This window comes from Shewanella sp. 553 (assembly GCF_059338375.1).
Genome location: NZ_CM181701.1, coordinates 3,223,219 through 3,237,000 on the forward strand (window position 1 = coordinate 3,223,219; position 13,782 = coordinate 3,237,000).

General features: G+C 47.7%; 13 protein-coding genes. 6 read left to right on the forward strand and 7 right to left on the reverse strand.

Features of this window, described 5'->3' with window-relative positions; translation table 11 throughout:
- Positions 1-14: 14 nt before the first annotated feature.
- Positions 15-1,376 carry a MipA/OmpV family protein gene (locus AC5YBZ_RS14295; RefSeq protein WP_494523902.1) on the forward strand — a complete coding sequence of 454 codons (1,362 nt, stop codon included), beginning with the start codon at positions 15-17 and terminating at the stop codon, positions 1,374-1,376.
- 48 nt (positions 1,377-1,424) lie between these two features.
- On the opposite strand, the gene AC5YBZ_RS14300 is transcribed toward AC5YBZ_RS14295, so the two are convergent.
- Both AC5YBZ_RS14300 and AC5YBZ_RS14305 read right to left on the reverse strand, forming a co-directional pair.
- Positions 1,425-2,342 carry a hypothetical protein gene (locus AC5YBZ_RS14300; RefSeq protein ID WP_494543097.1) on the reverse strand — a complete coding sequence of 306 codons (918 nt, stop codon included), beginning with the start codon at positions 2,340-2,342 and terminating at the stop codon, positions 1,425-1,427.
- 90 nt (positions 2,343-2,432) lie between these two features.
- Entirely contained in the window at positions 2,433-3,473 is a 1,041-nt protein-coding gene (locus tag AC5YBZ_RS14305) for an endonuclease/exonuclease/phosphatase family protein (protein ID WP_494543098.1), read from the reverse strand.
- Between the two features lie 246 nt (positions 3,474-3,719).
- Here AC5YBZ_RS14305 and nfsB point away from each other — a divergent pair, with 246 nt between their 5' ends.
- The 3 genes from nfsB (at position 3,720) to AC5YBZ_RS14320 (ending at position 5,976) form a co-directional block, all read left to right on the forward strand.
- Complete coding sequence (nfsB, locus tag AC5YBZ_RS14310) at positions 3,720-4,373, forward strand: oxygen-insensitive NAD(P)H nitroreductase (RefSeq protein ID WP_494523904.1); 654 nt, start codon at positions 3,720-3,722, stop codon at positions 4,371-4,373.
- Positions 4,374-4,479: 106 nt separating this feature from the next.
- Positions 4,480-5,163, forward strand: a complete 684-nt coding sequence (locus AC5YBZ_RS14315) for a DNA-J related domain-containing protein (protein ID WP_494520947.1) — start codon at positions 4,480-4,482, stop codon at positions 5,161-5,163.
- A gap of 150 nt (positions 5,164-5,313) precedes the next feature.
- Positions 5,314-5,976 carry a thiol:disulfide interchange protein DsbA/DsbL gene (locus AC5YBZ_RS14320; RefSeq protein WP_475514808.1) on the forward strand — a complete coding sequence of 221 codons (663 nt, stop codon included), beginning with the start codon at positions 5,314-5,316 and terminating at the stop codon, positions 5,974-5,976.
- 155 nt (positions 5,977-6,131) lie between these two features.
- Here the strand turns inward: AC5YBZ_RS14320 and AC5YBZ_RS14325 are convergent, their stop codons facing one another.
- The 4 genes from AC5YBZ_RS14325 to AC5YBZ_RS14340 form a co-directional block, all read right to left on the reverse strand.
- Entirely contained in the window at positions 6,132-7,289 is a 1,158-nt protein-coding gene (locus tag AC5YBZ_RS14325) for a tetratricopeptide repeat protein (RefSeq protein ID WP_494543099.1), read from the reverse strand.
- 82 nt (positions 7,290-7,371) lie between these two features.
- Positions 7,372-7,722: a hypothetical protein gene (locus tag AC5YBZ_RS14330; RefSeq protein WP_494520945.1), complete on the reverse strand. Its 351-nt coding sequence runs from the start codon at positions 7,720-7,722 to the stop codon at positions 7,372-7,374.
- 143 nt (positions 7,723-7,865) lie between these two features.
- The gene (locus AC5YBZ_RS14335; protein ID WP_494520944.1) at positions 7,866-9,116 is read right to left on the reverse strand and encodes an ammonium transporter; all 1,251 of its coding nucleotides are present in this window, start codon (positions 9,114-9,116) and stop codon (positions 7,866-7,868) included.
- A 12-nt stretch (positions 9,117-9,128) separates the two neighbouring features.
- Entirely contained in the window at positions 9,129-9,467 is a 339-nt protein-coding gene (locus AC5YBZ_RS14340) for a P-II family nitrogen regulator (protein ID WP_494520943.1), read from the reverse strand.
- Between the two features lie 251 nt (positions 9,468-9,718).
- Between AC5YBZ_RS14340 and AC5YBZ_RS14345 the strand changes: the two genes are divergently transcribed.
- A complete protein-coding gene (locus AC5YBZ_RS14345) occupies positions 9,719-10,261 on the forward strand; it encodes a hydrolase (RefSeq protein WP_494520942.1) in 543 nt (180 codons plus the stop codon).
- A 165-nt stretch (positions 10,262-10,426) separates the two neighbouring features.
- Here AC5YBZ_RS14345 and nrfA read toward each other — a convergent pair whose 3' ends face one another.
- A complete protein-coding gene (gene nrfA, locus AC5YBZ_RS14350; protein WP_494520941.1) occupies positions 10,427-11,827 on the reverse strand; it encodes an ammonia-forming nitrite reductase cytochrome c552 subunit in 1,401 nt (466 codons plus the stop codon).
- Positions 11,828-12,073: 246 nt separating this feature from the next.
- Here nrfA and narQ point away from each other — a divergent pair, with 246 nt between their 5' ends.
- The gene (narQ, locus tag AC5YBZ_RS14355) at positions 12,074-13,774 is read left to right on the forward strand and encodes a nitrate/nitrite two-component system sensor histidine kinase NarQ (protein ID WP_494520940.1); all 1,701 of its coding nucleotides are present in this window, start codon (positions 12,074-12,076) and stop codon (positions 13,772-13,774) included.
- Positions 13,775-13,782: the final 8 nt, after the last annotated feature.

Genomic DNA, 13,782 nt, shown 5'->3' on the forward strand with positions numbered 1-13,782 from the left:
ATGAAATACACAATATGAAGCCCAATTTACTCTCAATCGTTACGCTTAACCTATTGTTGTTATCGCCTATTGGTTCACTAAAAGCGGATGAGCCTCACCAGGCTCAAACAACACACACTCAAGAGCTAGCTTCAGTCGCACAATGGCAAGATAATTGGGGGATTGGTATAGGGGTTCGCCGCGGTGATATCCCTTACGCCACAGAAGATGATGAGGTGTACGATACCTTGCCGCTGATTTACTATCAAAATGAGTACCTTTTTCTCAATGGGATGGAAGCGGGTGGCCATCTTTGGAAAAATAATCAACATCAAATCAATCTATACACTCGATTTCGTTTCGTCGATATTCCTAAAGCACTGCAAAATAATACCCAATCACAAGCCTTTGACTTTGGTTTACAATATCGCTTTGTTAAGGATGAATGGGACGTCGATTTCGCTATTTTATCCGATTCACATAAACGTGTTTATGGCTACAGCCGTACCCAATATCATTGGGCGTCGGGTGATTGGAAGGTTAACCCTTATGCCGAGTTCCAATGGAAAACGGCTGACTTTAATGACCATTACTATGGTTTAGACCAATACGATGTAGGCCATGGGCTCAGTTTTACCTCTGGAGTTAAGGCACGCTATCACCTCATCAGTAACTTGTATCTACTCGGTCAGTTTGGGTTAAGTCGCCTCGAAGATGAGGTTTATCATCTTCCCACCATCGACAACCGCTTTCAATATGAGTCATTTTTGGGTTTTGGTTTTTTCCCTGAGCCTAAAACCCCCCAATATTCGGCTGTGTCTGCGCCAAAAACACTTAAAAAAAGCAGCGAATATATTCGAATCGCCCACGGGTGGGCGACGCCATCCAACTTAAACGCCATTTTGAAATGGCAAACGGCAACCGATCCATATAATAACCAAATGACATCGGCATTTTACGGCACTCAGCTAACAGATAAGCTATTTACTTTACCGATAGATCTTTACCTAACCCCTGGTTTGGTATGGCATCACGACTCACAAGTGCAGGATAATCTGGCAGAAATGGTCATTGCACTAAAGGCCTTTTACACCTTTGAGCTAGGGCCACGTTTTCGACTTGGTATCGCCGAAGGCCTGTCGTATGTCAGCAATATCACCTATATCGAAGGTACAGAGCTTGAAGCCAAAGATTACAAACCGTCTAAGCTATTAAACTATTTAGATTTTTCGTTAGATGTGAATATTGGCGATCTGGTGAACTCTCATCAAATGGATAACCTTTGGCTAGGTTATAGCATTCACCACAGGTCGGGGATCTTTGAAACAAGCTCAGCCTTTGGCCGCATTGGTGGTGGCAGTAATTACCAAAGCATTTACGTGCAGTGGCACTTTTAATCTGGCGATCGCGCCGAAAAATAGCCCGAGATGATCAAACGGAGAGACTCATTCCTCTTCGGCGAGCGAGATGTGCATTCGGCTGATATCACGATTCCATAGCTGAATGATCTTGCGGGTTTTATCTTTATTCCAAAAGCACTTACCAAATAAGATGATCCCAGCCCCTTCGAGATCGCGGCGATGTTCAATACCGAAACGCTGTTGTAATTCCTCTTTAAAACCATCCATTGGGATCCCTACATCTTTACAGTCGGCAGGGTTAAGCCAGAGCATCGCCTTATCGGTATGAGAAATCGTGCCCCAATACATACGCGGCGCCCCATTGTCTGTGGGGCTAGCCTGACTAAAATTAACAAACAGATTTTTAGCGCGCCAACGATACTTGTCATCGGTATACACCCACAAATCTGAGCTGGCCAGCTCGCTGCCACGCAATAAACTGTGTAACAGTTTCTCTAACCCTTCGCGGGCGATGCGTTTATCGGGCGTGGATGCGCTAGCCTCATTGGGCGTTGGCGTACTCTTTTGAACTGGTGATGTGATGGGCGAATGAGCCGTTTGGGGCATTGGTGCTGCTGGCTCAGAAACCCTGTTATCTGCCGCCGTCGTTGGCGTTGCTGCGGTTTTTGCCTTAGTGCTATGACTTGATGCGCGTTTCGAGAAGTCGATTCGCAGCGCATCGCTGTCGACAATAAGCTGGTTAACCTCGCTGGCATCTTGCTCTTCACGTTGGCGGCTGGCGCTGGGCTTAAATTCGCGGCAATCTAGTTGATGATAACGCGAGCCAAAGCAGGCCGCTTTACCATCTTTAGAGGCTTTACGAAAATACGCCTTACCAGCACAGGCAGGGCAATATAGGTGCTGACGCAAGCGTTCAACCTCCGCCTCATCGAGGCGTTGAAACTGAAATACCGAATAGACGGTTTGCGATAACTTATCCATACGACAAATAGCGTCAAGCATTCTCTGTATCCTTTATCTCGCCATGCGCCAGCATTATGCCCCAGTCAATAGGCTCAAACTATCCTATAACCTGTAAGATGACAAACGAGTTTACTGCCTGATCTTTAAGGTGATCATGACAGGTGCATGATCTGTGCTATGACTGTCGCGGGCATACTCAGGGTTAAGCAAGTGCCTATCATAGGTGTGGTAGTGCTCAACTTCTGCCAGGCATTGATCGTTATGGGGGTCAAACTCATTAGACAGTAAGATGTAATCTATCACCGCCCCTTGGGTTAAATGGTAGTGAGTGGCAGGCCGCGCAACGGCTGTCACGCTGTAATGGGATTGCTCAAATAACTGATAGGCATCGTGCAAGCGGTAATCGTCAAAGCCCTGCTCGCCATAACTGGCAATTAAGCGGGTATCCGTGCTGACCAGGCTAGATAGCACGCCGCTATGCAAGGTATCGTTAAAATCACCCATCAAGATCACCGGGTAAGCCGTGACGGCGCGCCGCTCGGCAATCACATAACGCAGCAGGCTCGCCTCGCTCCCGCGCACGATAGCGGCGCTCCATTTGGCTGCAGCATCGATGGCAAAACTGGCTTGCATCGCGCTAGGGGCAACACCTAGCAGCTCTTGAGCTTGTTCCACACTGAACTGGCCGCGCTTAGATTTAAAATGCACCACATAACAATCGCATGGCCCCAGAGCAGGCAGCACCACAGTCGCCCGCACCGGTGTGCGACTGAATGCAAATTCGGCGCTGAGCCCCAATAACGCAGCAAATTCAGGGGCGGCACTACAGGCGTGAATGGCGCTTATCGGGTATTTAGAGGCCAAGGCCACCACAGGGCTGCGATAGATAAACTCATCTTCGACCTCTGGGGTATCGACCACAGCAAAATAGGGATACCCGGCAGCGTTTAACAACGCCTTTAACGCATCAGTTGAAAACACCTCTTGAAAACCAATCACATCGGGACGGTATTGATCAACATAAGCCGTTATCCAGTCACACTTTTGCTGCCATTGCTGCTCGGTATAGATGTTATTGAAATCGTAATAGGCATCTGGCGGCGCAATAAAATTGAACAGATTAACACTGGCTATTTTTAGCTGCGATTGAGCTGCAGATTCAGTAGACAAAAATACCTCTTAACCTAAATAACGATTCATAAGCTGGCAGCATAACATGACAAAAAGTGAACCACACTTGCAGCGCTTATCGACAAGCTGCCAATCAGCCCATCGATGACACTCTGCCATGCGTTACATATCATGCCTATCATCAATATAATTTTGCCAATATTTGTGATTTTACACCATGTTCATTGCATGATGACTGACGTAGAATCGCCACATCGTTCATTGCTCGCACATAGGATAACCTGCATGCAGCCAATCAGTTTTTTTGCCAACAAACGCTATACCACTAAGGTGTTTGACCCCACTAAAAAGATCGCCGATGAGAAAATTGATGAGTTAAAACAGTTGCTCAGACTCAGCCCATCGTCGACCAACTCGCAACCTTGGCACTTTGTGTTAGCCGCCAGCGAGCAAGGCAAGGCGACCATTGCCCAAGCCACCAGTGATTTTGGTTTTAACACAGATAAAATCCTCAATGCGTCGCATGTATTAGTGCTGTGCACCAAAACCAGCATGGATGAAGCGCACTTGCAAAGGCTACTGGAGCAAGAAGCGAGCGATGGCCGCTTTGCAAACGACCAGGCGAAACAAGCACAACATGCTGGGCGCTCCTTTTTTGCCAATATGCACAGAATCGAACTCAAAGATGCCCAGCATTGGATGGAAAAGCAGGTGTATCTGTCGCTAGGCACCCTGCTGCTGGGCGCCAGTTTGCTCGATATCGACGCCTGCCCAATCGAAGGGTTTAATGTGACTAAACTTAACCAACTGCTGGACTTACCCGCCCAAGGTTATTGCGCTTCGGTAGTGGTCGCACTTGGCCATCACAGCGAAGAGGACTTTAACGCTAAGTTGCCTAAGTCACGCTTACCGTTAAGTGAACTGTTCACCGAGATTTAAGCCTGAGCCATGGCGCGCCTGCACACAGTGGGCGCGCCATTAAAGGCTTGCGTTCCATCTTTGCTATTGCCATAGTAAAAATTATCATTGGTTATGGATGATCCCTATGTTGCTAGCGCCCCCCCCCCAAGACCCAGCATCACTCGATGCCAATGCCGAAGCGAACTCTGAAGCCAAGCACGCTGTGGCAACGACCGCTTCGATTAAAGGTGATAATCCGCTTATCTGGCCGCTGCTCTCACTACTGCAAAGCACGCCACACAGCTGGAAAGTGCATCATCTCGCGGCCAAATTGCAACAACAGGGCCTGATGCAAGATCTCGACAGCGACCCACAAAAAGCCCTGTTTAAACAAAACTTCCTACTCATGAATGCCCTGTTTCAACTGCAGCAACTATTACTGCCTGACAGCTGGCTGCAGGTGAAATCGATGCAAATCCAAATATTTAGGCGAGTGCCAAGCGATCTCAAGCAGCAATTATGTGAAGACGACTCACTGCGTGATTACTACATGGATTGGCACAACTATGATACCAGTGCCAATGTGATCCAGCAGATCCTCGAATCATTTTGGCACCGCTATGAGCAATATATTGGTGCCAACCCCAACGCAATGCACAAGCGCCAAGCCTTAAGCGTATTCGAGCTCGATGACAACGCCACCAGCAAGATGATACGCAAACAATGGCGTCGCTTAGCCCTGCAATGGCATCCGGATCGTCAAGGTGGCGATGCCGCCAAATTTCGGCAAGTTTGTGAGGCTTGGCAAACTTTACGTGAAAAGTGGTAAAACTCTGCCTCAATATACAAGCTAAGTCACATTGTAGGCACTGTTTCTTAAGCGCCGTTAAGTCATACTTAAGCTTTCGCTATTATGCTAAAAATATTACATTTTTTATGTTAATTACTATTAAGCAGCACGCTGTCATTTGAGGACACTATGATCAAACATATCGCATTAGCACTGACTCTAGCCATTGCTCCATTAAGCAGTTTTGCCGCACAGTTTATCGAAGGTAAGCATTTCACTGTCGTATCAGACAAGGCACCAAGCACCGAGCCAAAGTTAACCGAGTTTTACTCTTTTTACTGCCATAACTGTTTCAATATGGAAACCCAGTACCTAGGCGACATCAAGGCGAACCTTAAACCTGGCGTCAGCTTCGACAGTAAGCATGTAGACTTTATGAATAGCGATATTGGCACCGAAGTGATGCGCTCTCTGGCGGTTATCCAAGAGCTTAACGTTGAAGACAAGATGATCCACGCTATGTTTGCCGCCATTCAAGGTGAAGAAGGTGCCAACGGCCACAGCCATGACCATGATCACAGCGCTCACGACAAGCCAGAAATCAATACCCGTGATGATATCAAAAAGGTGTTTAGCGCCAACGGCATCGACGTCAGCAACTATGATAGCCTTGCCGATAGCCAAGCGGTGACCGATAAAATTAACCTGTGGCGTGCGCAGCAACGTGAGTTTCGCATTCAAAGCGTACCGACCTTTATCGTTAATGATAAATATGCGGTCAATTTAGGCCAAGTACGTACCCTAGGTGAGTTGATTGACCTTATTAACTATCTGGCGGTTGAACATAAATAAGCCTTAGCTTAATGAATTTCCTCTAAAAAAGGCTTCTTAGGAAGCCTTTTTTGTACTCTGGCTCACTCAGATAATGTTTGCGCTTTGCCGCTCCTTTTAGGCTTGGCGGTAATGGCCTAAATTGAGTGGCTTATCTTATATTGAGTCGCTAATAGTTAATGGCTTTGCATCGCCTGTAGTTTAGCTTGATAACGACCTTGATTAGCCGCATCGGTTGACAAGGAGAGGGCTTTTTCTAAATTTTTCCGTGCATTACGTGTATCGCCTGTCACCCAATAGACACGTGATAATCCAAAATAAAATTCATGACGATAATCGGCTTTCTCAACGGCGCGTTTATACCAAGTTAATGCCCTTTGGTACTCATGCTCGATATAGGCCTGCTGACCCATATCATAGTAATAATAGGGATTGCCGATGCGGGCCAACTCGAGAATTTTATGCAGCTTCGCCCACTCGGCTAAACGCTGCTGGCTCTCCAGCAACAAGGCATAATTGTACAGGGCGTTCATGTCGTCTTCATTAAGGCTTAACGCCAACTTGTATAGGGTTTCAGCGGCATCATCTAACCCTTTATAGCGATATAAAATCGCCAAGGTATTAAGTGCCGGGGTAAAGTCGGCGCGCAAACGCAAGCTCTGCTTACTGTATTGGTAAGCTAAATCATAATCTCCGGCCACTAAAGATTCGGCCGCGATATTGTTATAAAACATGGCCATCACAGTGATTTTGTCGATACGGGTTTTGCCATAACTGCGCATGGTTCGTTCGGGTAAAAAGTCGACCTGTATCTCCTGACTGGCCACCAGCACGGTATCCTCGGTAGCTTGTGGCAATAAGCGTAAATTGATGTGGCCATTAATGAGATAAAACTGGCCTTGCTTGTCCCACACGGGTGGCACTGCTATCTGCTGAAATTCAACCGCCACGCCTAGGGCATCAGCCATTGCGGCGGTGAGCAACACCAGCGACATACAATTTCCCGCTCTGTCATCAAAGGTCTGCTGGGGAATGCGCGTTATATTATCTTGATAGCTAAAACCGCCTTGGCTGGCACTGATATAGTTGGCTAACCAACGATGGGGCATGATTGCAGTGCGTGAGGTTTGACTGCTTTGGTAGGCCTGCTGCAACACTTGAATGGTCTGGGGAGATAAGGCAAACAGCTGGGCTGGCAACACAGGCAAAGCAACAGGCTTAAATTGGCTGTCTAAAAAGTATTGCTCAATGTTATCAACCGAGCGAGTTGTGGGGGCTGAGGCACATCCTTGCAGTAACATCATCATCGACGCAAGCCAAAGTAACTGTCGCATAAAACCCGTCTCAATCAGTACGCCATATCATTTAGCATAAGTGAGAGCATGCCCTTTTGCCGCGCCAAAGCGTTACAAAATATTAGTTTGGAGTGGGCTCTGGTGGATCAATCTCAATATAAAGCTCATCATTGGACTCGCCATCACGATAAGGCCGATAGAAATGGGCGCCGCAATGAAAGTAGCGATAAGGCGTTGGCACCAGTATGCAGTCCAGTGGCAAAGCGCGTAAAATCGTAAGCTGTTGCTGCATTCGCAGCGCCTCTCGCCATTGATGGTCTTGCAATACTTGGTCTCGCACCGCAAATGCATCGAAAGGCTCACTGGACTTACGCACGACGACTTCGCCAGCGTGACTAGCACTGATAGACACGTAGCCGATAGACAGCAGACTTAGGTAGAGGCCGTAGAGACTGACTCGCACAATGTTCATGGTGTTCCTCGCAATTAACTCGCCATGGCCATAGACAGTATGACGCAATAGACACCTAGAGTGTGTTCACATCATACAAAAAATCGGGGCCGTTGCACTACTGCAACGGCCCCCCGTAAGCTCATCTTCTGTGCTGATGAAGATTAGTTAGCACTCTTGAGCGAGACAAACTCAGGATAGGCATCGATACCACAATCTGATGCATCCATACCATTGTACTCTTCCTCTTCAGTCACTCGGATCCCCATGGTCACTTTGAGTACGTACCAGACCACAAACGAGCTACTAAATACCCAAGCGAAAATCACTGCTGCCCCAAGTAACTGGCCTGTGATGGTCGCATCGGCATTCGATAGCGGCACCAAGAGTAAACCAAATAAGCCAGCCACACCGTGCACCGAGATTGCGCCCACTGGATCGTCTATCTTAATGCGATCAAACATCACAATAGAGAAGACCACTATGCCACCGGCAAACATACCGATAGCACCGGCTAATAGCAACGAAGGCGATAAGGGATCGGCGGTGATGGCAACTAGGCCGGCCAAGGCGCCGTTAAGGATCATGGTTAAATCGGCCTTACCCCACACCATCTTACACACGATGAGCGCAGCAACGGCACCGCTCGCGGCAGCCGAGTTGGTGTTCACAAAAATCTTGGCCACCGCCGAGGCGTTCTCCATGTCCGATACCAATAACTGTGAGCCGCCATTAAAACCAAACCAGCCCATCCACAACACAAACATACCTAAGGTTGCCATGGGTAAGTTAGATCCAGGGATTGGGTTAACCTGACCGTTAGGGCCATATTTACCTTTACGTGCACCGAGCAGTAACACCCCAGAAATAGCTGCCGTCGCGCCAGCCATATGCACAATACCGCTGCCAGCAAAGTCGACAAAGCCCGCTTCAGACAGGAAGCCACCGCCCCATGTCCAGTAACCTTCGATGGGATAGATAACCGCCGTCATCACCACAGAGAAGAGTAAAAAAGACCAAAGCTTCATCCGCTCAGCGACCGCCCCCGAGACGATAGACATGGCTGTCGCCACAAACACCACTTGGAAGAAGAAATCTGATTCTAAGGCATGGTCTGCATCGCCCGCTTGTACGCCAATGAGTCCACCTAACGAGGGCAGCCAGCCGCCTTCAGTGTTATCGACGTACATAATGTTGTAACCCACAATTAAGTACATGATGCAGGCTATAGAGTACAAACAGACGTTTTTGGTTAATATCTCGGTGGTATTTTTAGAGCGCACTAAACCCGCTTCTAGCATGGCAAAACCGGCCGCCATCCACATCACCAGTGCACCCGAAATCAGAAAGTAAAATGTGTCTAGTGCGAATCGCAACTCGGTCACAGTGGTACCTAATGCCTTTAGTTCTTCCATTGTCTTATCCCCTTACAGTGCTTCGTTATCGAGTTCGCCCGTACGAATACGGATAACCTGATCTAGATCTGTCACAAAAATTTTGCCGTCACCTATCTTGCCCGTTCGCGCTGCCGCCACGATAGATTCAATCAAGTGGTCTACATTTTCCGACTTAGTGGCGATATCGAGTCTAACCTTAGGTAAAAAATCGACTTGATATTCGGCGCCACGATAGAGTTCGGTATGGCCTTTTTGGCGCCCAAACCCTTTCACCTCGGTGACTGTCATGCCCTCTATCCCCATACCAGCGATAGCTTCTCGCACATCATCCAATTTAAAGGGTTTGATAATTGCACTGATTAGTTTCATTCCAGCCTCCGGCTCGTGATTGTAATGTGGTGATACAATAAACAATTCAAGCATCAGGCCAACAATAAAAATCACTTATAATCAGTAATTTAAACTTTACGGATTGATACAGCCTACCCGCTATCGCACCATTTTGGTGCGCGCACCCCACCAGTGCACAAAAAACAAGCGTTCAGGTATTCGACTTATGACCGATTGGTTATGGCGTTATCCTAGGTATGATAGAAAACCAACCATGGGAGGAGATGACTATGTTAGAACCACAGGAGTGTGTGTTATTGATTGTCGATGTGCAGGGCAAGCTTGCCCAGATGATGCATCAAGCCGATACCTTAGAGCACAAGCTGACCACCTTGATCAAAGCGGCAGAGCTGTTTGACATCCCCATTGTCTGGCTAGAGCAGCTACCCGAGAAACTCGGCAGCACGAGTCCAGCATTACAGGCCCTGCTGGCCCCGCACCACCAGCCAATCGTCAAAGCCCATTTTAGTGCTTGGTATACCGAGGCCTTTCGCCACGCAATGGAAGGCACCAAGCGCAAACAAGTGCTGATGGCGGGCATTGAAACCCATATCTGTGTCTATCAAACCTGTCGCAGTCTGCTCGATAATGGTTATCAGGTGAACGTTGTTGCCGATGCGGTATCGTCACGCAGTGCTGAAAATAAGCAGCTGGGCATTCAGATGATGACTCAGTATGGCGCGAAGGTGACCAACTGTGAGTCTTTACTGTTTGAACTGCAGCGCGAAGCCAGCGGCGAGCGCTTTAGGGCCCTACTAAAGATGATTAAATAGTTTGTACTCAAGGGACAGGCCTATCTTGGCAACGGACAGAATATGACAAAAAGCCCTGGTTAAATACCAGGGCTTTTTAGTGTGATGACTTAAAACAAACCGTTAGAGAAGCACTGCTGGCTTACTGACGCAAAGGCTCACTCACGGCTTGGCTATATCACTTGCTTAGTACGTTGCTTCACGCTGCTTAGCTTCGGCGTCCCACTTAGGCAGTACGGTTTTCTTGAACTCTTCCTTGTCGGCGTTCATCTTTTTCATGTCCATACCTAGCGCCGCTTGGGCTTTGGCTTTAGTCGATACATCAGGGATCGCAATCGGCTGCTTAACCCCTTTCACCGCTAATAACTGTGCCAGTTTAATACGGGCATCGGCGGCTTTATCAACTGCGGTACCTAATACACGTAAGGCTTCATCCGGTGCATGAGCCGCCACCCCATGAGAGGCTGTGGCATAATCCCAGCGCCACTGTGAATGACGGATATCCATTAAGATAGGCTTCATTTCAGTCTCGCTAGCACCAGCGTCCCACGCCGCTTTGGCTTCAAAGTGAGCTCTAACCAACTGAGCTTCAGCACGCGCCTTTAAATCGGCCACTTTCACCTTACGTTCTTCGGTTAGGTTAACCATGAACTCTTTGCTTTGGCTATGACAGGTGCCACAGGTTTCTTCGAAGCGATCAAATGGATTACCCACTTTATGGTCGGTAAACTTACGGCCTTCGGCATTGGTAACCTTAGGCATGTGACAATCGGTACAGGTCACATTGTTTTTGCCGTGTACACCAAGCTGCCAAGTTTCATAACCTGGGTGCTGGGCTTTAAGCATAGGAGTTTTCGATAGGGCATGGGTCCAATCGGTAAAGTCCATACTGTCGTAGTAGACTTCCATCTGCTCAACTGTGGTGCCCATATCCCATGGGAACTTAACAAAGCCTTTGCGATCTTGTGTTTTTTCGAAGTAGTACTCTACGTGGCACTGACCACACACCATAGATTGCTTATCTTTTTTAGACGCTTTATCGAACGGGGTGCCTAGGGTGTTCATGGCACGTTCGGCAAACGGACGAGACAGGCGTAACTTAGCCGAGCCTTTCTCATGACAATCGGAACAACCGATAGTATTGACTATCTCTGCACCACCTTTGTACCACTTACCGGCGAAATAGCCATCTTCGCCTTGCTCTTCAATCATACGAGGCACATCAGGGCTCTTACATGACCAACACGCCATCGGCATTGGACCATCTTCAGCAGACTTAGGCGCACCGGTACGTAAGGTATTACGCACATCGGTTACCGCATACATATGACCACGAGGTGCATTGTAATCTTTGGCAAAGCCATAACCCGCCCACAATACCACTAAACTGGGCACTTGCTCTAACATATCGACAACATCTTTGCTTTCAGCGGTCTCATGCCAGCTGTTATATTGCTTCGCAAATTTGTCTTTATACACTTCATTACGTGGCTCAGTTTTGTCACTGGCCATCACGCCACTTGTCATTAAGCTCGCTGCAACTAACGCGCTTAGTGCAAAGGTTTTTTTTGTTAAATTTTTCACCATCTCATCTCCGTATTATTCATAGTTATCTGCAATAACCACAATATCTCCATGGCCAAAGTTAGCCTTTAAGCTGATTTTTAAATATACCTCTTATGGGGTAACTGGGATGAATCTTGAGCTAGATCATAATGTAAATGTGTTGTATCTCACACTTTAGCCAATATGTTAACTTTTATGCTGATGACTCATTAATAATACTCGCCTTACTAGTCATCCTCTTCTTCGATTTTAAGCGACGGTTCCCTGATGAAAAAAGGCAGTCTCACCGCCACCATTTTTGCACTTATGCTGACCTTTATTTTACTGTCGAGCGGCTTGGCCACCTTTGCTATTGCCAATTTAGCCTACAGCTTAGGCGATGCGCGGGCGATTAACGCCTCCGGCTCGCTACGAATGCAAAGCTATCGGCTGATGTTTTATGCTAACTCTGGCAGTGAAGATGCCGATGAGAAAGTGGCCGAGTTTGAAGCCACCCTCTATTCAGATGCGTTAAAACGCTCCCTAAGTTGGATAAGTCCTGCTGCCTTGGGTGAGCAATACCAACTGGTTATCCAAAAGTGGCAGGTGATGAAACGTTTTATCGAAACCGAAAATTCACGCCAATATGCCGCCGCACTCAGTGATTTTGTCGACACCATAGATTTGCTGGTACTGGAAACCGAAAAACACGCCGCCTTTAAATTACGCCTGCTGGCCGCAAGCCAAATTATCGGCTTAAGCCTGATGTTATTAATCGCATTTTTTGCGGTGCGTTTTACTCAACGTAAAGTGGTAAAGCCACTGCATCAATTAATGGAATCGGCTAACACCATCTCTAAAGGCGACTTTAATGTTGCCGTGCCGCAGAGTGAATATGTTGAACTTAATGCCCTGAGTAATGCACTGGCCAGCACAGCCAAAGAGTTATCTTCGCTCTATGCTAACCTCGAAAATCAGGTCAAACAAAAAACCTTAGCGCTCACTCGCGCCAACAATGAGTTGAAACTCTTGTACGACAATCTGGTCATGTTGCACTCAGGCACGCTGGAGGTAAGCACCCTTAAGCAGGCCTTAGATCAGCTCAAGGCCCATGAGCCAAATACCAACTTGCGATTAGTGATCGCCCAAGAGGGCGAAGCGCCGCTGTGTATCGAAGCCGATGGCGGGTGGTCACTGGCAGCACCAGAGACCACCCGCTTTGCCCTCAAGTTTGCCGATAACGAACTGGGCCATTTAGAAGTACGCAGCGATAGCGAGATTAATTACGCACTATTTGACAATTTTGCCATCATGCTGGCGCGCTCTATTGTGATTCACAATACTGGTGAGCAACGTCAACAACTGGCCCTGATGGAGGAGCGCGCCGTTATTGCCCGGGAGTTGCATGACTCACTCGGGCAACTGTTGGCCTTTCTAAAAATTCAGGTCAATTTGTTATCAAAAAGCCTCGATACCGATTGCCGTAGCCCACAAGTTGACAGCCAATTAAGTGAGATTAATGAAGGCGTCAATACCGCCTACGTGCAACTACGAGAGCTATTATCGACCTTCCGCTTAACCATCAATGACCCTAATCTACATAACGCCATGGAGGCGATGTTAGCGCAGCTGCGCAGCCAATCAGAGGCTAAAATCAGCCTCAACTACCAGCTACCAATGCAGCTATTAGGTGTCTATCAACATATTCACGTATTACAGCTCACTCGAGAAGCTACGCTCAATGCCATTAAACATGCCCAAGCGAGCCATATCCATATCGATTGCACTGCCCAAGGCGACAAAGTAGTGATAAGCATTAGTGATGATGGTGTCGGTGTCGATAAATTAATCGAGCGGGATCAACATTTTGGCATTGGGATCATGCATGAACGCGCCAGTCGATTAGCGGGTGTGCTAGAGTTCAGCGGTAACACTCAAGGCGGCACCACGGTCACGCTACAATTTCCACCTAAGACAGAGCCAGAATAATTTGGCTG

Coding starts and splice junctions, on each gene's coding strand:
- AC5YBZ_RS14295 (WP_494523902.1), top strand. CDS start 15: ATGAAGCCCAATTTACTCTCAATCGTTACGCTTAACCTATTGTTGTTA.
- AC5YBZ_RS14300 (WP_494543097.1), bottom strand. CDS start 2,342: ATGCTTGACGCTATTTGTCGTATGGATAAGTTATCGCAAACCGTCTAT.
- nfsB (WP_494523904.1), top strand. CDS start 3,720: ATGCAGCCAATCAGTTTTTTTGCCAACAAACGCTATACCACTAAGGTG.
- AC5YBZ_RS14315 (WP_494520947.1), top strand. CDS start 4,480: ATGTTGCTAGCGCCCCCCCCCCAAGACCCAGCATCACTCGATGCCAAT.
- AC5YBZ_RS14320 (WP_475514808.1), top strand. CDS start 5,314: ATGATCAAACATATCGCATTAGCACTGACTCTAGCCATTGCTCCATTA.
- AC5YBZ_RS14325 (WP_494543099.1), bottom strand. CDS start 7,289: ATGCGACAGTTACTTTGGCTTGCGTCGATGATGATGTTACTGCAAGGA.
- AC5YBZ_RS14330 (WP_494520945.1), bottom strand. CDS start 7,722: ATGAACATTGTGCGAGTCAGTCTCTACGGCCTCTACCTAAGTCTGCTG.
- AC5YBZ_RS14335 (WP_494520944.1), bottom strand. CDS start 9,116: ATGGAAGAACTAAAGGCATTAGGTACCACTGTGACCGAGTTGCGATTC.
- AC5YBZ_RS14340 (WP_494520943.1), bottom strand. CDS start 9,467: ATGAAACTAATCAGTGCAATTATCAAACCCTTTAAATTGGATGATGTG.
- AC5YBZ_RS14345 (WP_494520942.1), top strand. CDS start 9,719: ATGTTAGAACCACAGGAGTGTGTGTTATTGATTGTCGATGTGCAGGGC.
- nrfA (WP_494520941.1), bottom strand. CDS start 11,827: ATGGTGAAAAATTTAACAAAAAAAACCTTTGCACTAAGCGCGTTAGTT.
- narQ (WP_494520940.1), top strand. CDS start 12,074: ATGAAAAAAGGCAGTCTCACCGCCACCATTTTTGCACTTATGCTGACC.